Source organism: Flavobacterium sp. (genome assembly GCF_046073885.1).
GTDB lineage: Bacteria > Bacteroidota > Bacteroidia > Flavobacteriales > Flavobacteriaceae > Flavobacterium.
The window spans coordinates 132,830-152,856 of record NZ_JBJTND010000048.1 but is presented as its reverse complement, the minus strand read 5'-3'; the positions used below and the strand labels follow the sequence as shown (position 1 = coordinate 152,856).

Genomic DNA, 20,027 nt, shown 5'->3' with positions numbered 1-20,027 from the left:
ATTGTCTTGGCCTGGCTAAAGCCAAAAATGCCCGGATACTGGTTGCTTCTACATCTGAAGTATACGGCGATCCATTGGTTCACCCTCAAACAGAGGAATACTGGGGCAATGTCAATCCCGTTGGACCAAGGGGCGTTTATGATGAAGCCAAAAGATTTATGGAATCCATTACCATGGCATATCATACTTTTCATGGTGTGGAAACCAGAATAGTTCGAATTTTTAATACCTATGGGCCAAGAATGCGATTAAATGACGGCCGTGTTATTCCCGCTTTTATTGGACAGGCATTAAGAGGTGAAGACCTGACTATATTTGGTGACGGAATGCAAACACGTTCTTTTTGTTATGTTGATGATCAAGTAGAAGGTATTTTTAGATTATTGCATTCGGATTATGTATTGCCTGTAAATATTGGAAACCCTGATGAAATTACAATAAAAGATTTTGCAGACGAAATCATTAAACTAACGGGTACCAATCAAAAAGTTGTATATCATCCGTTGCCAATTAATGATCCGCTTCAGCGCCAACCAGATATTACAAAGGCTAAAGAAATATTAGGCTGGGAAGCAAAAGTTTCCAGACAAGAAGGAATGAAAATAACGTATGATTATTTCAAATCTTTGTCAACAGAAGAATTATTAAAAGAAGAGCATAAAGATTTTTCAAAATACATTTTTTAGTGCAAAGACACACAGGAAGATTTTCCATATATATTAGACCATTTTCATATTTGCTGGATTTAATTATTATTAATTTCTTAGCAACAATTCTATTAATAAATTCTCTCAATAGTTTTTATTACCATCTTTTTATTTCCTTTTCATGGATCGTAATATCATGGAATATTGGGTTTTATGAAGTGTATCGCTTTACAAAATCTTCAGAAATAGTAGAAAAAATTGGTAAGCAATATGCGGTATTTATTCTGGTAAACTTTGCCTATATTGGGTATTTCTTAAAGTTTTCTGATCCCTCAACCATATTGAAATTCATTTCAACAGCGATGTTTTTAATTGCTTTTGAAAAATTATTTATTTACTATTTTTTGAGAAAATTTAGGGTAGTATATGGAGGTAATTTTAGACGAGTCGTAATTGTTGGAGAAGAAAAACACACCTCACATCTTGTTGAGTTTTTTAATGAAAACCCAAATTATGGTTACAAGCTTTTACAATCTTTTGATTTAAAAACCAATAAAAAAGAAAAAATTCAGGAATGTTTTGAGTTTGTAAAAGAAAATAAAATAGATGAAATTTATTGTGCACTTGCAGACGTATCCAATACAGATGTAAATAATTTTATTGATTTTGCAGATAATAATCTAAAAACATTAAAATTCCTTCCCGATGAAAAGGAACTAACATCAAGGAATTTAAAGTTAGATTACTATGGATATATACCAATTGTATCTCTAAGAAACATTCCTCTAGATGATACAGCCAATAAATTAATTAAGAGAACCTTTGATTTAATATTCTCTTTCATAATTATTGTTGGACTCCTTTCTTGGCTAACTCCTATTTTGGCGCTATTAATTAAACTTGAGTCCAAAGGACCTATATTTTTTAAACAAAAAAGGAATGGTTTAAATTACCATGAATTTGATTGTTTTAAATTTAGATCCATGACAATAAATGAAATTGCCGATATTGAACAAGTATCAAAAAACGACCCTAGAATTACTAAAATAGGTAAGTTTATTAGAAAGACTAGTATTGATGAATTACCCCAATTTTTTAATGTTTTTTTGGGTGAAATGTCAGTAGTTGGGCCAAGACCTCATATGGTTAGCCACACCGAAATGTATGCAAAAAAAGTAGACAAGTTCATGGTTCGTCATTTTATTAAACCTGGAATTACAGGATTAGCCCAAACTAATGGTTACAGAGGAGAAGTAGAGACCGAAACGGATATCATAAACCGAGTGAAATATGATATTTATTACTTAGAAAATTGGACCTTATTATTAGATATTAAAATTGTTTTTTTAACAGTATTTAATACTATCAAGGGAGAAGAAAAAGCCTACTAAAAAACATTTGAATCTAACAAATGATTCATTTGTTTATTTAAATCAAAAGCTATTTTCGAGGATGCTATTACTTCTTTTTTCTTTTGATTAATTTCGGTTCGTTTTAATTTTGATAGTGATTCAATTATTAAGTTTAAACTCGAGTAATCACCAACTTTAGCAACCCAACCTAAATTACTTTCTTCTACAATAGTTTCACCTTCTCCACCTCCAAAATACAACACAGGAAAACCGAGACATGAATATTCAAAAATTTTAGAAGGCACAGAACCATAAATCCTTGTTTTCAAAGGGACTAAGGCAACATCATAAGATCTAATATTTTCATGAAGTGTTTGTCTTTCTTGCATTCCATGAAAAAATACATTCGGAAGTTTTCCTGATAAAACCAGCTCTTCCAGAATCTTTTTTTCGGCACCATCGCCATAAATGTGGAGTTCAATATTGTACTTTTTCCAATCTACTTTTTGACACAATTCAGTAACTCCTTGAGCAATTCCTAAAAGACCAGCATAAAATATTTTCAAAGGGCGTTCTTCATTATCATCAAAATCAACAATATGATTTTTTTGTTCGGATATATTCTGATATAAATAACATATTTTATTCGGAAAAAGAGAATGAATATGATCTATTATTTCATTTGATTGGCCCAGTAATAGAGTCGCTTTTTTATATAGATAACGCTCCATAAACAGCGATAATTTATGGGAAATTGAATTTGACTTTACTACATTTAATTCAATGGCTGCAAGAGGCCACAAATCGGAAACATTTACGATTAACTTTTTCTTTTTTAATGAAAGCACTAATACAGAAATAAAAGAAAGCACCAAAGGCGGAGATTGAATTACAACTTTTTGAGGTGTTTTTTTAATCAACAAATAAAAAAATAATCCCAATGTAAAAGAGAGTACAGAAACAATTCTAACCAATAGATTTTTACTCACACTTGGATAGATCCAAAGTCGTTTTATCGCAATTCCATTTCTGTTTTCATCAATTGAAAACTTGCCTTTGTATTCATTAAATAATTTGCCTTCTGGATAGTTTCCTAGTGGGCAAACTACCGAAACAGCGTAGTTATTTTTTTTTAAATTTAATGCTAACTGCTCAATTCTATTGGCAGCGGCTCCTTTTTCAGGCGGATAATAATTCGTAATAATTAAAATTTTCTCCATTATTTTAAAAGTAAAATGGATAGAATTCTTTCAGAAGCATTACCATCCCAAAGTTCTGGAACTCCCTTGTTTTTTATTCCGTTTTGCAAAAATTCAGAGAAACATTTTTCCAAATTTTGTAGCGAATCCCCAACCAAAACATTGGTTCCAATTGAGATAGTTTCAGGTCTTTCGGTAGTGGTTCTCATCGTAAAACAAGGTACTCCTAAAACAGTGGTTTCTTCAGAAATCCCTCCTGAATCCGTAATTACAGCTAGACAGTTTTTTATTAAATAAATGAAATTTAAATAACCCTGAGGCGCTACAAAATAGGTATTCTTTAGTCCAAGATTTTGATCTCCTAAAATAGCTTTGGTTCTTGGATGAATTGGGAAAATTATTTTCTTATCTCCAGCCATTTCATCAATTCCTTTTAGTAATTCGATTAATGATTTTTCCTCATCTACATTGGATGGCCTATGCAGCGTTAATAAAATATAGTTTTTTTCAGCTAATTGGTATTCGTCCCAAAAAACAGGTTTCGAAATTCGACCACTATTTTGAAGTAAAGTATCAATCATTACATTCCCTACAAAATGAATGTTTGATGAAGGCGCCCCAAATTTCAATAAATTTTCTCCTGCCCAAGTTGAGGTTGTAAAGAAATAATCAGTAATACTATCGGTTACAATTCTATTGATTTCTTCGGGCATGCTTAAATCTCCTGAGCGAATCCCAGCTTCAATGTGTGCTACTTTGGTGTTTAATTTTTTGGCTACAATTGCACAGGCCATCGTCGAATTTACATCGCCAACTACCAAAACCAAATCACATGGATTAGTAAGCAATTCTTTTTCAAAGGCAATCATAATTGCGGCCGTTTGTTCTGCTTGAGAACCGCTTTTTACCTCTAAATTTATATGAGGTTGAGGAATATTTAATTCTTCAAAAAAAGTAGCACTAAGCGCTTTATCATAATGCTGCCCAGTATGAACGAGTCTGTAGGAAATAGGCTCCCCTTCAGATTGTTTTTTTTCAATTGCTTTGATAATGGGTGCAATTTTGATAAAATTTGGTCTAGCGCCAGCAATAAGAGTTATTTTCATATTTTATTATTGCACAAGTGTTATTTAATTTCAGAAATAAATTGCTTTAGCTTTCCGCTCGGTGTTCGTTCTATTTTTTCTTTTCTTTTAAAAGTAAAATGCAACCCAGATTCTAAATAGCTTGTTATTGCTAATATTATTTTTTGTAGTTGATCTTCTGTTAATGCTATCTCGCTACAATATTCTATTTCAAAGGTATCTATTTTGGTTTGTTTTACCACAAATTCTTTTACATTTCCATCGTCTTCGATGATGCTTTTAGTAATATAATAAAATGTTAAACCTGGTGTTGTTTTCCCACTTGGAAGATAAGCCACATCATTGGTTCGTCCAATTAATTTTTTAAGAATTGGTTTTTTGAAGCTACTTTTCTCATCAATAATTCCAACATCACCAATGTCATATCTTATAAATGGATGCGCTTTATTGTATAAGGAAGTAATTACAATTCGCCCTTCTTTTCCATTGGGAACAACCTGATTATCTTTATCTAAAATCTCAATAAATAAGGTTTCCGAATTCAATTCCCATTCATTTACAGTGTTGGTAAATGCAATAAGATCCAATTCGGAGGCCCCATATTCGTTGATAATTGGAACGCCAAATTGTGATTCTAAAAGGGTTTTGTCTTCCTCAAAAAGCATTTCTGAGGTAACCACACAATAGTTTATGCTGGGGCAAATTGTTTTTAAGTGGAGCTTTTTTTTCTTCAAATATTTTGCAAACAAAACCACAGATGAGGTATACCCATTAATGTAAATAAATTGGTTTTTTTGGAATTTATCCACCACCGTTTCCATAAAAGCATCCGATAAATCGAAAACTGGAAAGCGGTAGCGGTAGCTTAAAAAGTCCTTGATACGTTCTTTGGTTTTACCAATAAAATCCAACGGGATTCCATAAAAACGAGCTTGAAGAGAGGAATTAAAATCAATTCCAATGCTACCAAACCGATCTTGAATTACCGCCCAAGTTAGTGCGTGGCAATACTTGTCTTTTGCAAAAATAAATGGAATTCCGCTTGAGCCAGAAGTCTTATTTGAATAATATTTTTCTTTATAGCCATTTGAAAGTCTGCTTTGAAGGGGTGTTTGCAGCTCTTTTTTAGTCATAATTGGTAATGACTCCCAATTTTTATATTCTGTTTCACCTACAAATTGAGAATAAAAAGGATTGTTTTTTAAATGAAAGTTTACAATTTCCTTTCTTTTATCTATAGAATACTTTTCAAAATCTTCTTTTGAAATTGCTTGTATTTTTTTTAAATCTTTCCGTGCCGTCTTGATAGGAAAGCCATTTAAAAAAAGCGATAAATCAAAAATTGAAAGCATGAGAGATTCTATTTTCTTCAAAAATAGTAAAAGCAAAAGGGATATTTCAACAAGAAACAACTTTTTATAAGTTTGATTATTAAATCTCTCTAAAACAAACTATTTTTGCACCACAACTAATAGCCCAACACAATGACAATTTTACTACTTGGCTCTGGAGGAAGAGAACATGCTCTTGCATGGAAAATGTTACAAAGTTCAAAATGTTCTAAACTTTTTGTAGCTCCAGGAAATGCAGGAACAGCAGCAATTGCAACAAATGTTTCTTTAAATATTTCCGATTTTGAAGCCATAAAAACTTTTGCTATCCAAGAAAAAGTAGACTTAGTAGTGGTTGGACCAGAAGATCCTTTAGTTTTAGGAATTTATGATTTTTTCAAAAATGATTCCGTTTTAAATCACATTCCGGTTATTGGCCCTTCAAAACACGGGGCACAATTAGAAGGCAGTAAAGAATTTGCTAAAGAATTTCTAATTAAACACAACATTCCAACTGCCGCTTACGATAGTTTTACTAAAGATACAGTTGAAAAAGGATGTCAATTTTTAGAAACTTTGCAACCTCCCTATGTATTAAAAGCAGACGGGTTGGCTGCTGGGAAAGGGGTTTTAATCATTCAGGATTTGGAGGAAGCCAAAACGGAATTGCGAAACATGTTGGTGCATCAAAAATTTGGTTCAGCGAGCGCTAAAGTAGTTATTGAAGAGTTTCTTGACGGAATTGAATTGAGTTGTTTTGTTTTAACAGATGGTAAAAACTACAAAATTCTTCCAACGGCTAAAGATTACAAACGCATAGGAGAAGGAGACACCGGATTAAATACCGGCGGAATGGGAGCTGTTTCACCAGTGCCCTTTGCAGATGCTGTCTTGTTAGAAAAAATTGAAAACCGAATCGTAAAACCTACCATTGCCGGATTACAAAAAGACAACATTGAATACAAAGGTTTTGTTTTTATAGGTCTAATCAATGTAAAAGGAGAGCCAATTGTTATTGAGTACAATGTTAGAATGGGTGATCCAGAAACCGAAGTGGTAATTCCGAGACTGAAATCCGACTTAGTGGAATTATTTCAAGCCGTAGCTACTCAAACTCTTAATGAAGTAACATTAGAAATAGACGAAAGAAGTGCCACTACCATTATGGTCGTTTCGGGCGGATATCCTGAAGAGTATGACAAAGGATTTGAAATTTCGGGACTAGAGAAAATTCAAGATTCAATTGCTTTTCATGCAGGAACTAAATTGGATAACAATAAAGTGGTTACAAATGGCGGACGCGTTATTGCCATTACTTCATTTGGAGATAATTTTCAAGAGGCCATAAAAAAATCTTATCAAAACATAGAAAAACTACATTTTGATAAGATGTATTATAGAAAAGATATCGGTTTCGACTTACTTTAAGAAAGAGTGTGCCGTAGTATCTTGATTTTCTTCGTTGTTTTTTTGGTGAATGGTTAATTGCTTACACCAGTAGATAATATATTTTAAGCAAATTGCCATTAAAGTCCAGCTAACGATGTTAGCCAACCACCAATTATCTAACTCTAAAGCGCGTAACCAATCTAAAGGTTTGAATAAGAAATCTACAAAAAGAGATTGTATTGCTTCAAAAAATGCTTTCATCTAATTAAGTTTTATTTGTTTTTGTGTTGGATGTAGTGTTATATTTACAAACGCAAAAGTATAAAATATACTCATGATAACAAGCATTTTTAAAAAATCTACTCCAATAAATTATTCTTTAATAGGAATTTTAACAATCATCCTCTATTTTGTGTATCAATTTCACAATCCAACAGGGATAAATTCTTGGAATGATATTGCAAAAAAAGCCGGAGCATTAGTGCTTATTTTTGCTTCTTTATTGCTTGCGAATTTTATTGTTAAGAAAAATGCATTAACTAGAGACAGCTCTTATACAGCACTTTACTACTTACTTTTTTTATTGTTTTTTCCAAAAATCATGAGTAGCATGAATTTGCTCCTGGCAAATTTTTTCATTTTGTTATCTTTAAGAAGGTTAATTTCTCTTCAAACATTAAAATTTACTAAGGAAAAAATATTTGATGCTTCATTATGGATATTTGTAGCGAGTTTATTTCATTATTGGGCCCTAATTTTCATTGTTTTGGTCTATATTTCAATAATATTTAATGCCTCTCGAGACTATAGAAACTGGTTGATTCCATTCGTGGCTTTATTCGGATTTGCTGTGGTTTTTTTGTTTTATGATCTTTTGTTTGATAAATCGGTGGTTACCAATTTTCTTCAATCGAATGCAGTAAGTTATAAAATAGATTACTTTACCAGTCAATCTCAAAACATAGCCTTTTCAATTTTTGCAGTTTTCCTCGTGTTTTTTGTTTTTCCTTACTTGTTTTCAATTCCAAACAAGCCCTTAAACCTACAAGCTTCTTATAAAAAAGTGTTTTTTGCGACCCTAATTAGTGTTGTAATTTTTTTAATTTCTGCAAATAAAAGCAATGAAATATTAGTTTTTTCTTTTTTGCCAATGGCAATAATTGCAACCAATACGGTGGAGCACTTTCAGAGTAAATTCCAACAAGAATTAATCTTATTAATTTCTATTTCTTGCGGATTTTTCTGCTTCTTTTCACAATTATAATTTATCTCCAAATGCCAAATCTCCGGCATCTCCTAGGCCTGGGATGATGTAATTTTTTTCATTTAGCTTTTCATCTAATGAAGCAACCCACAGATGACAGTTGCCAGGAATAGTTTCTCGTAAATGGTCAATGCCCTCTGGAGCGGCAATAACTACGGCAATATGCACTTCTTTCGGCTTTTGTTCTAAATGTAATTTATTTAAAACAGCCACTATTGATTGTCCGGTGGCCAGCATAGGGTCAATAAGAATTAGCACTTTATTTTCCAAAGAAGGTATGGCTTTATATTCTATTAATATGTCAAAGAAATCGTCATTATTTGGATGGTGTCTATAGGCAGAAACAAACCCGTTTTCGGCATGGTCAAAGAAGTTTGTAAATCCCGTATGCAAAGCCAATCCCGCTCTTAATATGGAGCATAAAACCACTTTATCTGCTACTGCAGTTGTGTTTTTTACTCCAAGCGGAGTAGTCACCGAAACTTCTTGGTATTGCAATTCTTTACTTATTTCATACGCCATTATCTCTCCAATTCGCTCCATGTTTTTTCTAAAACGAAGGCCATCTTTTTGGATTTGAACATCTCTAATTTCTGCTAAAAAATGATTTAGAATACTGTTGTTATTAGAAATATAATGAATTTGCATAAAAGTGATAGTTAAGTATGTTTATGTAAAAGTATAAAAACTATCTTTGCACCCGAGACCTTTTGGTTGAATTGTATGAAATAAATAAAAAGTAAAAAGTATGTTTTCAAAATTTGCCTATTCCATATTTGAACAAAGCATTAAGGATTACCACGTTCACGACAGCGTAAACCAACCTATTAGCAATCCATATCCAAGTGATAAAATAGAACATTTATTGTATTTTAAAAACTGGATTGACACCGTTCAATGGCACTTTGAAGACATTATTAGAGATCCAAATATTGATCCGGTAGCTGCATTAACCTTAAAAAGAAAAATCGATGCTTCCAATCAGGAGCGAACCGACATGGTAGAATACATTGACAGCTACTTTCTACAAAAATATGCGCATGCCGAAGTAAAATCGACAGCAACAATCAATTCTGAAAGTCCGGCTTGGGCAATCGATAGATTATCTATTTTGGCATTAAAAATTTATCACATGAACGAAGAAGCGACTCGATCTGAAGCGACTCAAGAGCATAGAGATAAATGCCAAGAAAAACTAAATGTACTATTAGAACAACGTTCGGATTTGTCTACTGCAATTGATGATTTATTATCAGACATTGAAAACGGAAATAAATTCATGAAGGTGTACAAACAAATGAAAATGTACAACGACGATGATTTGAATCCGGTTTTATATCAGAACAAAAAATAATTTAGTTGTCGAATAACGCTCAGCATATTGCCATTATCAGACTCTCTGCAATGGGAGATGTTGCCATGACAGTTCCTGTTGTAATTGCATTATCAAGACAGTATCCCGATTTAAAAATTACCGTTGTTTCTAGACCTTTTTTTAAAGCAATCTTTGAAAACATTCCCAATGTAAATTTTTTCTCGGTTCATACCCACCACCAACATAAAGGCTTTCTCGGTATTTTGAAATTATTTTTTGATTTGAAAGCGCTTGGTGTAACTCAAATCGCCGATTTTCATAATGTGCTACGCTCTAAAGTGGTGTGTCAACTATTTACCCTATTTGGCAAAAAAGTAGCTGCAACTGATAAAGGCAGAGCCGAAAAAAAAGCACTCACTAGCCTAAAAAATAAAGATTTCCGCCCTTTAAAAACCATGATACAAAGGCACCTCGAGACTCTTGAGGATTTGGGTTATTCTGTTAATTTTGAGAATCCCTATTTCCTTGAAAAAGGACCTATTCCAAAAAAAGCAATCACTATTTTGGGTGAGAAAAAAGAAAAATGGATTGGTATTGCTCCATTTGCTCATTACCGTTGGAAAACTTATCCAGGAGACTTAATGCAGCAAGTTATTCAGGAACTTTCAGAAAGAAAAGAATGTAAAATTTTATTATTTGGAGGTGAGCATGATTTCATTCATTTAGAACATCTAGCTAATGGATTAGAAAATGTCTATAATTTTTCTAAAAAAATCTCCTTTGTAGAGGAGCTGGATTTAATATCCAATCTAGATGTTATGCTCTCTATGGATTCTGGAAATGCCCATTTGGCGGCATTATTTGGAGTAAAAACCATCACACTTTGGGGGGCAACACATCCTTATGCGGGCTTTGCACCTTATAATCAACCGGAAGAAAATTGTTTGGTTTCTGATAGAGATCAATATCCATTACTGCCTACATCGGTATATGGAAACATTAAAGTTGCAGGATATGATGAGGCCATGCGAACAATTCCAGTCGAAAAAGTAGTAGCTAGAGTAGTAGCGCGGCTGAATTAAACATCATCAAAATCAACTTTGATCTCAGCAGATGTTGGATGCGCCTGACACGTTAAAATTAAACCATCGGCTACTTCTTTATCACTCAAAATAGAATTCTTTTTCATTTCGGCAGTCCCTTTAGAAACGCGAGCTAGACAACTACTGCATATTCCGCCTTGGCACGAATAAGGAGCGTCAATTCCTTGTTTTAAAGCCGCATCTAATATGGTTTGCTTCTGGCTCATTTCAAAAGTTGTTTCCTCGTCGTCTACTAAAACCGTAATTTTGGTATGGCCTTCGTGGGAACTAGCTTCAGTATTTTCAGCACCTGATGCGGTAAACAATTCAAATTTGATGTTTTTATCGGCAACATTATGTTCTTTTAAAACCGAGGTTGCCAAGTTGATCATTTCTTCTGGACCACACAAATAGAACTTATCAAAGTCTTTTTCTTTGTGTTTATTGTCAAAAATATAGTTGATATTCGATTTGTCTATGCGACCAAAAAGCTGTTCCTCAACTTTAGTTTGGCTAAATGCATAATGCACAAACAAGCGGCCTACATATTTATTTTGTAAGTCATGTAATTGTTGGTGAAAAATAGTTTCCTCTGGTGATTTATTTCCATAAAGTAAAACAAAAGAGCTTTTAGGCTCATTTTCTAAAACCGATTGCAGGATAGACATTACAGGTGTAATTCCGCTGCCAGCCACCATTGCAGCGTAGTTTTTTTGTTTTTCAATATTAGGCTCAAATGTAAATTTACCTTCCGGTTGCCCTACTTCTAGGAGATCTCCAGCGCTTAAATTTTCGTTGGCAAATTTTGAAAAAAGACCATTTTTCACCGCCTTAATTGCAATTCGTAATTCGCCACTATTAGGAGAAGAACAAATGGAATAGGCACGACGAATTTCTTTTCCGTCAAGTGTTAATTTCAAATTAATATATTGACCTGCAATGAATTGATATGCAGATTGTAATTCGGTTGGAACATTAAAAACCACAGAAACTGCGCTTGGAGTTTCGCGCTTCACTTCTTTGATTTGTAATTTGTAAAAAGCTGCCATTGTAATATTTTTTTACAAAGGTAAGAATTAGCAAGTATTTACAAATAGGTGCTGCTTTTAATTGCATAATATGGAATGATTCCACAGAAATAATAGAAAAAACAGCCTTTTTTTTTAAAGTATCAAAAAGAAGCGTACTTTTACCAGTTAGTTATACTAAAATCAACTTTTTTAAGTTAATAATAAAACGATTTGAAATTGAAAACGAGTACTTTTAAATATACTTTTCTTACCGCAATAATACTTTTTTTTGTAGCCTGCTCTACTAAGAAAAACACCTTTGTTTCAAGAAATTATCACGCATTAACTACTAGAGACAATGTTCTTTATAATGGAAATTTAGCCTTAGAAAAAGGAATTGTTGAATTAAAATCACAGTATAAAGATAATTTTTGGTCCATTCTTCCGGTTGAGCGTATGCAAATTTCTGAGGAGCAAATGATGCCAGGCCAAAATAAAAATCAAAATTTTGAAGTAGCCGAAACCAAAGCTACTAAGGCTATTCAAAAACACTCCATGAACATTGGAGGATCTGAAAAAAATCCACAAATAGATGAGGCGCATTTGTTATTGGGAAAAACTAGATATTATGATCAACGCTTTATCCCAGCTTTAGAGGCATTCAATTATGTCTTGTATAAATACCCAACGAGCAGCAGAATTCAGGAAGTAAAAATTTGGAGAGAAAAGACCAACATGCGCATGGATAATGATGCTACAGCAGTTGTTAATCTTAAAAAATTATTAGGCGAAATCAAATTTAAAGACCAAATTTTTGCCGATGCAAATGCCGCTTTGGCTCAAGCCTACTTAAATCTTGAGGAAGATAAAAATGCGTTAGCAAAACTAAAAATTGCTACAGAATTTACTAAATCAAACGAAGAAAAGGCGCGTTACCGCTTTATTGAAGCCCAAATTTATGAGCGCTTAGGCCATAAAGATAGCGCTTACGCAAAATACCAAGAGGTTATAGACATGAAACGTAAATCGGCAAGACAATATGTGATTCAAGCACATGCACGACAAGCGGCTCAATTTGATTATAAAAAAGGAGATACAATTGCGTTTTTAGAAAAGTTTCGATTGATGCTAAAGGACCGAGAAAACCGTCCGTTTCTTGATGTCTTAAACCACCAAATGGCCTTGTTTTATGATAAACAAAATAATTCCAAAGAGGCAATAGGATATTACAACAAGTCAATTAAGAAAAGATCGAACGACACCTATTTATTAGCTTCAAATTATAGAAACCTTGCCGATATTTATTTTAACAAAGCAAAATATGTTACCGCAGGAAAATATTTTGATAGTACGCTTACCGTATTAAATTCGAAATCGAGAGAGTTTAAATTGATTACTAAAAAGCGAGAAAATTTAGATGATGTAATTAAGTTTGAAGGCATCGCACAACGCAACGATAGTATTTTAAAAGTAGCTTCTTTATCTAAAGAAGGGAAAGAAAAATATTACAAAGATTTTATTGAGACGCTTAAAAAAGAAGATGCTAAAAAAGCGGCAGACGAGGCTAAATTAAACGGATCTAAAGAAAAAGAACAATCAGCTACCGAAAATGCATCGGCAGCAAAATCATCAAATAAGCCAATTACCCCCGTTTCTTTGAACTCAGGATCGGGCAGTACTTTTTATTTTTACAATCCGTCAACAGTTGCTTTTGGAGTTGTAGAATTTAAGAAAAAATGGGGAGATAGAGCTCATGTACTTAATTGGAGACTTTCTAAAGAGGCGGTAAAAGACGATAAAAATCCGGAGGACAGCAAAGACGCCGAAGCCAATTCTGACAATTCTACTAAGGAAGTAAACGAAAAATATGCTGTAAATTATTACACCAAGCAAATACCAACTTCTTCTAAAATTTTAGACAGTATAGCTAAAGAAAGAAATTTTGCTTACTACCAATTGGGAGTGATTTACAAAGAAAAATTTAAAGAATATAAAAGAGCAGCAGACAAGCTAGAAAAACTATTAGAAAACAAGCCGGAAGAGCGATTGATATTGCCATCAATGTATAATCTTTATAAAATCTATGAGATTATAGATAAAGAAAAAGCGCTTGTTATGAAAAATAAAATAATTGCGCAATATCCAGATTCTCGTTATGCTCAAATATTAAATAATTCAGGCGGGGGCAATTTAGCAAGTTCTTCTCCAGAAGTAGCCTATAATGAATTGTTTAGAGATTTTGAAAAAGAAAAATACCGCGAAATCCTACCTAAATTAGAGCTTGCAATTGAGCAATATACCGGTGAGGAGATGTTACCAAAATTCGAATTATTAAAAGCCAATGTGGTTGGTAAATTAAAAGGAGTAGCCGAATTTAAAAAAGCGCTGAATTATGTTGCATTATCTTATCCAAATAGTGAAGAAGGAAAAAACACCGAGATTTATATTGCAACTAAAATACCGTATTTAGAGTCGCTTTCATTTAATTCGGAATTTCCGCTTTCTTGGAATATATTGTATAAAGCAGACGATTTAACTGCTAAAAGCACCAAAGATTTATTAGATAAAATAACCAAATTTGCCAAAGAAAGAACCATCGAAAAGCTAACTGTTTCAACAGACATATACACACTTGAAAGCAATTTCTTAGTTATTCATGGGATTAAATCTGCAGAAAGTGCAAGCGGGATTGCTCATGTGTTAAAAGAATATAAAGATTATAAAATTTCTGAACCTGCAATTGTTATTTCGAGCGAAAATTACAAAGTAGTTCAAGTTAAAAAGAACATTACTGATTATATCGCTGGAGATTGGCTGAACAAACCAATTGTTCCAATTCAAAGAGATATTTTGATCCCTGTTGCTAAGACTGAAAACAAAAATCAGGAAGCAGTAAAATCAAAAAATCAAGGTCAAGACCCTGCCAATAATAATCAAGCTCCTGCATTTAAAGGAAAGCAAAACACCAGCACTATTCCGCCAATGGATGTAGATCCAACGGATAGTAATTTAGATAATGCAACCCCTAAATCAGCTAATCCGGGTTTCCCTAAAAAACCATAATTATGTTTGATAAAAAAGCAAAATCCTATACCGATTTATTGGGTAAAACCAACCGAATTGTAGAAGGAACTACAATTAAAGGAGATATTGTTTCTCCTGCCGATTTTAGACTTGACGGACATTTAATTGGGAATTTTGAATCCAAGGGTAAGTTGGTAATTGGACCAGCGGGAAGTGTAACCGGAGATGTCGTTTGTATAAACTGCGATATTGAAGGGAAGTATAAAGGAAAAATTCAAGTAGAGGAATTACTGAATATAAAATTCAAGTCGAGTGTGCAAGGGGAAGTGGTGTGCGGAAAACTATCTGTAGAACCCGGAGCAGACTTTAGCGCCAGTTGCATAATGCGACAAAATTCCGAATCTAAACTACCAAATGAGTCCCCAGTCACCGAAAAGAAAGCCTAATAAATGGTTGGCATTAATAAATATTCCCATTCAAATGGGAGTAGTTATTTTTCTGTTCTCAAAACTCGGAACTTGGTTAGACGAAAAGTATTCCAGCCCCAATAATTTATTTGTAAAGATTTTCACTCTTATTGGAGTTGCCTTGGCTTTTTACAACATCAACCGCCAGCTGAAAGAAATTAATAAAATGGACGACAATGAAAAGCAGTAAATACAAACCCATATTTGAAGCGTCTATACTTGCCCTAATCGCTTTTCTTATACATGAACTATATAATTATTTTTTTAGCAATGCCTTAATTAACAGTACTTTTAGGTATTCCACCCCTTTTTTATATCTGTTTTATTATTCCTGTTCTATTATTATACTATTGATTCTTATCAAAATGAAAGAAAAAAATATAGACAGCGTTGGTCAAACCTTTCTATTAGTAACCAGTATAAAAATGGCAGTTGGCTATATTTTATTGCATCCGATATTACAGAATACGAGTAAATTAATCACTCCCGAAAAAGCAAATTTCTTTTTAATATTTGCTGTGTTTTTAACAATAGAAACGCTTGTAACTATTAGAATGTTGAATAAAAAACAATAATATAGAAAAAGACACTGCTTTTTAGCAAAAAAAATAAAAGTTATACTTTTAAATATTAATTTAAATTGTACTTTTGCACCAAATTTGAGAAAATAAATTAAAGAAATTATCAAATATGTTGTTTTTAAACAAATCACGTCAGTTCTTATTTGCCAGTTTAGTAGCATTTTTTCCTCTATATAGTTCTGCTAATTCTAGCGAAAATGCACCTGTAAAACAAAAGGTAGAAGCAGTTGCAGCTACTCCAGAAATGAAAGCAGTATCTGAAGAAGAAACCAAAGACGAAGAAAGAAAAGAGTTTATTCAGCATCACTTATTAGATTCGCACGATTTTCACATTTTTTCTTACGGAAAAAATGCCGAGCATAATGTTGGTTTTCCATTGCCAGTAATTCTTTGGGATAATGGAATTCATATTTTTTCCTCTTCAAAATTTGAGCATGGAGAAGCAGTAGCTGAAGATGGCGGAAGCTATTACAAAATTAGCCACCACGATGGTAAAATCTATAAAACAGATGCTGCCGGAGAACTTAAAGAAAATGCTAAAGGTCAAATTGAAAACGAAAAACCAATTGACTTATCCATAACCAAAAGTCTATTTATGATTTTTGTGGTTAGTATTTTAATGTTTTTGTTATTTGCTGGATTAGGAAAATCATACAAAAAGAACGGTTCTATAGCTAAAGGAGCTGGACGCTTTTTTGAGCCTATTATTTTGTACATCCGTGATGAAATTGCAATTCCAAATATTGGTGAAAAGCACTATAAAAAATACATGAGTTTCTTATTGACTATATTTTTCTTCATTTGGTTTTCAAACATTTTTGGATTAACACCACTAGGAGTAAATATTACAGGAAATTTAGCAATTACAGGAGCTTTAGCTCTTTTAACATACCTTATTACCACGTTCACTGCTAAAAAAGATTATTGGAAACACATCTTCTGGATGCCAGGAGTACCAGTGCCAATGAAATTTATTTTAGCACCAATAGAATTGCTAGGAACGATCATTAAGCCATTTTCATTAATGATTCGTTTGTATGCAAACATGTTGGCAGGTCACGTGGTATTAATGAGTTTAATTGCGTTAATGTACAAAGCAAATAGCATTGTTGGAAGTCCGTTGGCTTTCTTACTTTCATTTGTGTTAACGTTATTAGAAGTTTTAGTCGCGTTGTTACAGGCGTACATATTTACAATGTTGGCCGCTTTATATTTTGGTTCTGCTTCAGAGGAGCACCACCATGATGAGGCACATCATTAATAGTTTTGAATGTTTAATTTTTAATACATATTTTTATGGAAATCCCTAGAATTATTGGAGCAGGATTAGTAGTTATTGGAGCAGGTATTGGTATTGGTAGAATCGGTGGTTCTGCAATGGATGCAATCGCTCGTCAACCAGAAGCTACTGGAAAAATCCAAACAGCTATGCTTATTGCTGCTGCACTTATTGAAGGTATTGGTTTCGCTGCAATTTTTGCATCGTAAATTTTTACAACAAAAGTTGTAACGGTTGGTTACAACTTTTGTTCTTTTTAAAATTAAAAAAATTTAAATACATATATAATGGAAGAATTATTTGGACATATTTCATTAGGCTTATTCATTTTACAAACTGTATTATTCGTTGCATTAATTTTCTTATTGAAAAAATTTGCTTGGAAGCCAATTTTAGATGCAGTTAACGAAAGAGAAGAAGGTATTAAAAATGCTTTACAATCTGCCGAAAGCGCTAAAAAAGAAATGCAAAATCTAAAATCAGATAATGAGAAATTATTAGCTGATGCTAGAGCAGAGCGTGATGCTTTAATGAAAGAAGCTCGTGAAATCAAAGACAAAATGATTAACGATGCAAAAGCAGAAGCTCAAGCAGCTGGAGAGAAAATGATTGCGCAAGCTAAAGCATCTATTGAAAGTGAAAAAAATGCAGCTATGGCAGATTTGAAAAATCAAGTTTCTTCTTTGTCATTAGAAATTGCTGAAAAAGTATTAAGAGACGAATTATCTAACAAAGAATCTCAAACTAAATTAGTTGAGAAAATGTTAGGTGACGCTAAATTAAACTAATCATTATGTCTAGAGCAGCGATTAGATACGCCAAAGCAATATTAGACATTGCTCAAACTTCTGGAAATGCAGATGCAGTTAAAACAGATATGAATTCTATTGTTTCTGCTATCACTGAAAGTTCAGAGTTAAAGCATTTTCTAACGAGCCCTATTATTAAAATAGAGTATAAGAAATCGGCATTATCTGAAATATTTTCAAGTATTCAAGCAGAAACTAAAAGTTTATTCGACTTGTTATTTGAAAATAAAAGATATGAAATTTTAGGCGAAATAGCAATTCAATACAATAGATTGTACGATGAAAGTAAAGGAGTAGAAGTAGCTAAAGTAACTACTGCACTTCCTATTACTCCGGAGTTAGAGAAAAAAGTATTGGCTAAAATTGCCGAGTTTTCAAACAAGAAAATTACTATCAACAATATTGTAGATCCAGAAATTATTGGTGGATTTATTTTGAGAGTTGGAGACCAACAATACAATGCTTCTGTAGCAAGTAAATTAAGTGAATTAAAAAGAGAGTTTAGCAATTAAAATTCCATTAAAGATATATCAAAATGGCAGAAATTAAACCAGCTGAAATTACAGCAATATTAAAAAAACAATTATCTGGTTTTGAATCAGGTGCAAGTTTAGAAGAAGTAGGAACTGTACTTCAAGTGGGTGATGGTATCGCTCGTGTTTACGGTTTGTCTAATGCGCAATATGGAGAGTTAGTACAATTCGAAAACGGATTGGAAGCAATCGTATTGAACTTAGAAGAAGACAACGTTGGGGTGGTACTTTTAGGACCATCTACTGGAATCCGTGAAGGATCTACAGTTAAAAGAACACAACGTATTGCTTCTTTAAAAGTTGGAGAACAAATTGTTGGTCGTGTAGTTGATACATTAGGTAACCCAATTGATGGTAAAGGACCTATCGGAGGCGAGTTATTTGACATGCCTTTAGAAAGAAAAGCTCCTGGAGTTATCTTCCGTCAGCCAGTTACAGAACCATTACAAACAGGTATTAAAGCAGTAGATGCTATGATTCCTGTAGGTCGTGGACAACGTGAGTTGGTAATTGGTGACCGTCAAACAGGTAAATCTACCGTTTGTATTGACACCATCTTAAATCAAAAAGAATTTTATGATGCTGGAAAACCAGTATTTTGTATCTATGTTGCAATTGGACAAAAAGCGTCGACTGTAGCTGGAATTGCTAAAATGCTAGAAGAAAAAGGAGCAATGGCTTATACAGTAATTGTAGCAGCTAATGCATCCGATCCTGCACCAATGCAAGTATATGCGCCAATGGCTGGAGCTGCAATCGGAGAATATTTCCGTGATTCAGGTCGTCCTGCATTAATTGTTTATGATGATTTATCTAAACAAGCAGTTGCTTACCGTGAGGTATCTCTTTTATTAAGAAGACCACCAGGACGTGAGGCTTACCCTGGAGACGTATTTTACTTACACTCTCGTTTATTAGAAAGAGCTTGTAAAGTAATTGCAGATGATGATATTGCTAAAAACATGAACGATTTGCCAGATACTTTAAAAAGCATCGTAAAAGGTGGAGGTTCATTAACTGCTTTACCTATCATTGAAACTCAAGCAGGTGACGTTTCTGCATACATCCCAACTAACGTAATTTCGATTACAGACGGACAAATTTTCTTAGATGGAGATTTATTTAACTCTGGAGTTCGTCCAGCAATTAACGTAGGTATTTCGGTATCACGTGTGGGAGGTAATGCACAAATTAAATCAATGAAAAAAGTAGCAGGTACCTTAAAATTAGACCAAGCGCAATTCCGTGAATTGGAAGCGTTTGCAAAATTTGGATCTGATTTGGATGCGGTTACTTTAAACGTAATTGAAAAAGGAAAACGTAACGTTGAAATCTTAAAACAAGGTTTGAACTCTCCTTATACAGTAGAAGATCAAGTTGCTATTATCTATGCAGGTTCTAAAAATTTATTAAGAAATGTTCCTGTAGATAAAGTAAAAGAATTTGAAAAAGATTTCTTAGAATATTTAAATAATACACACAGAGATACATTAGACGCATTAAAAGCTGGAAAACTAGACGATAACATTACTGATGTTATTGAAAAAGCAGCTGTAGAAATCTCTGCAAAATATAATTAAGAAGGAAGTTAGAAGCTGGAAGTAGAAAGGTATATTTTTACTTCCATCTTCCCTCTTCAAACTCCTAACTTTCAAAAAAA

Annotated in this window: 21 protein-coding genes; 15 read left to right on the top strand and 6 right to left on the bottom strand. The window is 33.2% G+C overall.

Annotated features, from left to right (window positions below; genetic code table 11):
• Positions 1-686 (top strand): GDP-mannose 4,6-dehydratase (locus tag ACKOWY_RS06980; RefSeq protein WP_408940720.1); only part of this gene is annotated, 686 nt, incomplete at its 5' end.
• Positions 686-2,038: an undecaprenyl-phosphate glucose phosphotransferase gene (locus ACKOWY_RS06975; protein ID WP_408940719.1), complete on the top strand. Its 1,353-nt coding sequence runs from the start codon at positions 686-688 to the stop codon at positions 2,036-2,038. The genes ACKOWY_RS06980 and ACKOWY_RS06975, both read left to right, overlap by 1 nt.
• Here the strand turns inward: ACKOWY_RS06975 and ACKOWY_RS06970 are convergent.
• The 3 genes from ACKOWY_RS06970 to ACKOWY_RS06960 are packed head-to-tail and all read right to left on the bottom strand — an operon-like array spanning position 2,035 to position 5,635.
• On the bottom strand, positions 2,035-3,219 hold the full coding sequence (locus ACKOWY_RS06970; RefSeq protein WP_408940718.1) for a glycosyltransferase family 4 protein: 1,185 nt from the start codon (positions 3,217-3,219) through the stop codon (positions 2,035-2,037). The two genes, ACKOWY_RS06975 and ACKOWY_RS06970, sit on opposite strands and share 4 nt — an antisense overlap.
• A complete protein-coding gene (wecB, locus tag ACKOWY_RS06965; RefSeq protein ID WP_408940717.1) occupies positions 3,219-4,304 on the bottom strand; it encodes a non-hydrolyzing UDP-N-acetylglucosamine 2-epimerase in 1,086 nt (361 codons plus the stop codon). The genes ACKOWY_RS06970 and wecB overlap by 1 nt, the downstream gene beginning before the upstream one ends.
• Positions 4,305-4,324: 20 nt before the next feature.
• Positions 4,325-5,635, bottom strand: a complete 1,311-nt coding sequence (locus ACKOWY_RS06960; RefSeq protein WP_408940716.1) for a phenylacetate--CoA ligase family protein — start codon at positions 5,633-5,635, stop codon at positions 4,325-4,327.
• Between the two features lie 132 nt (positions 5,636-5,767).
• On the opposite strand from ACKOWY_RS06960, the gene purD reads away from it, so the two are divergent.
• Positions 5,768-7,042 (top strand): phosphoribosylamine--glycine ligase, encoded by a 1,275-nt coding sequence (purD, locus tag ACKOWY_RS06955; protein ID WP_408940715.1) that lies wholly within the window; start codon positions 5,768-5,770, stop codon positions 7,040-7,042.
• Here the strand turns inward: purD and ACKOWY_RS06950 are convergent.
• Positions 7,034-7,264: a DUF6341 family protein gene (locus ACKOWY_RS06950; RefSeq protein WP_408940714.1), complete on the bottom strand. Its 231-nt coding sequence runs from the start codon at positions 7,262-7,264 to the stop codon at positions 7,034-7,036. The two genes, purD and ACKOWY_RS06950, sit on opposite strands and share 9 nt — an antisense overlap.
• Positions 7,265-7,337: 73 nt before the next feature.
• Between ACKOWY_RS06950 and ACKOWY_RS06945 the strand changes: the two genes are divergently transcribed.
• On the top strand, positions 7,338-8,267 hold the full coding sequence (locus ACKOWY_RS06945) for a DUF6427 family protein (RefSeq protein WP_408940713.1): 930 nt from the start codon (positions 7,338-7,340) through the stop codon (positions 8,265-8,267).
• Here the strand turns inward: ACKOWY_RS06945 and upp are convergent.
• Positions 8,262-8,915: a uracil phosphoribosyltransferase gene (upp, locus tag ACKOWY_RS06940; protein WP_408940712.1), complete on the bottom strand. Its 654-nt coding sequence runs from the start codon at positions 8,913-8,915 to the stop codon at positions 8,262-8,264. The genes ACKOWY_RS06945 and upp overlap by 6 nt on opposite strands.
• Before the next feature lie 100 nt (positions 8,916-9,015).
• Here upp and ACKOWY_RS06935 point away from each other — a divergent pair, with 100 nt between their 5' ends.
• Both ACKOWY_RS06935 and ACKOWY_RS06930 read left to right on the top strand, forming a co-directional pair.
• A complete protein-coding gene (locus ACKOWY_RS06935; protein WP_408940711.1) occupies positions 9,016-9,621 on the top strand; it encodes a DUF4254 domain-containing protein in 606 nt (201 codons plus the stop codon).
• Between the two features lie 5 nt (positions 9,622-9,626).
• The gene (locus tag ACKOWY_RS06930; protein ID WP_408940710.1) at positions 9,627-10,664 is read left to right on the top strand and encodes a glycosyltransferase family 9 protein; all 1,038 of its coding nucleotides are present in this window, start codon (positions 9,627-9,629) and stop codon (positions 10,662-10,664) included.
• Here ACKOWY_RS06930 and ACKOWY_RS06925 read toward each other — a convergent pair.
• Entirely contained in the window at positions 10,661-11,713 is a 1,053-nt protein-coding gene (locus tag ACKOWY_RS06925) for a 2Fe-2S iron-sulfur cluster-binding protein (protein ID WP_408940709.1), read from the bottom strand. The two genes, ACKOWY_RS06930 and ACKOWY_RS06925, sit on opposite strands and share 4 nt — an antisense overlap.
• Positions 11,714-11,911: 198 nt before the next feature.
• Between ACKOWY_RS06925 and ACKOWY_RS06920 the strand changes: the two genes are divergently transcribed.
• From ACKOWY_RS06920 to atpA, 9 genes are all read left to right on the top strand, one after another.
• A complete protein-coding gene (locus tag ACKOWY_RS06920; RefSeq protein ID WP_408940708.1) occupies positions 11,912-14,737 on the top strand; it encodes a tetratricopeptide repeat protein in 2,826 nt (941 codons plus the stop codon).
• 2 nt (positions 14,738-14,739) lie between these two features.
• On the top strand, positions 14,740-15,144 hold the full coding sequence (locus ACKOWY_RS06915) for a polymer-forming cytoskeletal protein (protein WP_408940707.1): 405 nt from the start codon (positions 14,740-14,742) through the stop codon (positions 15,142-15,144).
• The gene (locus ACKOWY_RS06910; protein ID WP_408940706.1) at positions 15,113-15,355 is read left to right on the top strand and encodes an AtpZ/AtpI family protein; all 243 of its coding nucleotides are present in this window, start codon (positions 15,113-15,115) and stop codon (positions 15,353-15,355) included. Before ACKOWY_RS06915 ends, ACKOWY_RS06910 begins: the two co-directional genes overlap by 32 nt.
• 175 nt (positions 15,356-15,530) lie before the next feature.
• Complete coding sequence (locus ACKOWY_RS06905) at positions 15,531-15,740, top strand: hypothetical protein (protein ID WP_408940705.1); 210 nt, start codon at positions 15,531-15,533, stop codon at positions 15,738-15,740.
• Between the two features lie 115 nt (positions 15,741-15,855).
• Complete coding sequence (gene atpB, locus ACKOWY_RS06900) at positions 15,856-17,007, top strand: F0F1 ATP synthase subunit A (RefSeq protein WP_408940704.1); 1,152 nt, start codon at positions 15,856-15,858, stop codon at positions 17,005-17,007.
• A gap of 35 nt (positions 17,008-17,042) precedes the next feature.
• Positions 17,043-17,234, top strand: a complete 192-nt coding sequence (gene atpE, locus ACKOWY_RS06895) for an ATP synthase F0 subunit C (RefSeq protein ID WP_108369812.1) — start codon at positions 17,043-17,045, stop codon at positions 17,232-17,234.
• Positions 17,235-17,312: 78 nt separating this feature from the next.
• Positions 17,313-17,813 carry a F0F1 ATP synthase subunit B gene (locus ACKOWY_RS06890; protein WP_408940703.1) on the top strand — a complete coding sequence of 167 codons (501 nt, stop codon included), beginning with the start codon at positions 17,313-17,315 and terminating at the stop codon, positions 17,811-17,813.
• Positions 17,813-18,346, top strand: a complete 534-nt coding sequence (gene atpH, locus ACKOWY_RS06885) for an ATP synthase F1 subunit delta (RefSeq protein ID WP_408940724.1) — start codon at positions 17,813-17,815, stop codon at positions 18,344-18,346. Before ACKOWY_RS06890 ends, atpH begins: the two co-directional genes overlap by 1 nt.
• 23 nt (positions 18,347-18,369) lie before the next feature.
• On the top strand, positions 18,370-19,947 hold the full coding sequence (gene atpA / locus ACKOWY_RS06880) for a F0F1 ATP synthase subunit alpha (protein ID WP_408940702.1): 1,578 nt from the start codon (positions 18,370-18,372) through the stop codon (positions 19,945-19,947).
• The last annotated feature ends 80 nt before the right edge of the window (positions 19,948-20,027 follow it).

Bases quoted from the DNA above. Each gene is read 5' to 3' on its own strand.
- ACKOWY_RS06950 (WP_408940714.1), bottom strand. From the start codon at position 7,264: ATGAAAGCATTTTTTGAAGCAATACAATCTCTTTTTGTAGATTTCTTA.
- atpE (WP_108369812.1), top strand. From the start codon at position 17,043: ATGGAAATCCCTAGAATTATTGGAGCAGGATTAGTAGTTATTGGAGCA.
- ACKOWY_RS06910 (WP_408940706.1), top strand. From the start codon at position 15,113: ATGAGTCCCCAGTCACCGAAAAGAAAGCCTAATAAATGGTTGGCATTA.
- atpB (WP_408940704.1), top strand. From the start codon at position 15,856: ATGTTGTTTTTAAACAAATCACGTCAGTTCTTATTTGCCAGTTTAGTA.
- wecB (WP_408940717.1), bottom strand. From the start codon at position 4,304: ATGAAAATAACTCTTATTGCTGGCGCTAGACCAAATTTTATCAAAATT.
- upp (WP_408940712.1), bottom strand. From the start codon at position 8,915: ATGCAAATTCATTATATTTCTAATAACAACAGTATTCTAAATCATTTT.
- atpA (WP_408940702.1), top strand. From the start codon at position 18,370: ATGGCAGAAATTAAACCAGCTGAAATTACAGCAATATTAAAAAAACAA.
- ACKOWY_RS06915 (WP_408940707.1), top strand. From the start codon at position 14,740: ATGTTTGATAAAAAAGCAAAATCCTATACCGATTTATTGGGTAAAACC.
- ACKOWY_RS06960 (WP_408940716.1), bottom strand. From the start codon at position 5,635: ATGCTTTCAATTTTTGATTTATCGCTTTTTTTAAATGGCTTTCCTATC.
- ACKOWY_RS06890 (WP_408940703.1), top strand. From the start codon at position 17,313: ATGGAAGAATTATTTGGACATATTTCATTAGGCTTATTCATTTTACAA.
- ACKOWY_RS06970 (WP_408940718.1), bottom strand. From the start codon at position 3,219: ATGGAGAAAATTTTAATTATTACGAATTATTATCCGCCTGAAAAAGGA.
- ACKOWY_RS06925 (WP_408940709.1), bottom strand. From the start codon at position 11,713: ATGGCAGCTTTTTACAAATTACAAATCAAAGAAGTGAAGCGCGAAACT.
- ACKOWY_RS06905 (WP_408940705.1), top strand. From the start codon at position 15,531: ATGAAAGAAAAAAATATAGACAGCGTTGGTCAAACCTTTCTATTAGTA.
- purD (WP_408940715.1), top strand. From the start codon at position 5,768: ATGACAATTTTACTACTTGGCTCTGGAGGAAGAGAACATGCTCTTGCA.
- ACKOWY_RS06935 (WP_408940711.1), top strand. From the start codon at position 9,016: ATGTTTTCAAAATTTGCCTATTCCATATTTGAACAAAGCATTAAGGAT.
- ACKOWY_RS06945 (WP_408940713.1), top strand. From the start codon at position 7,338: ATGATAACAAGCATTTTTAAAAAATCTACTCCAATAAATTATTCTTTA.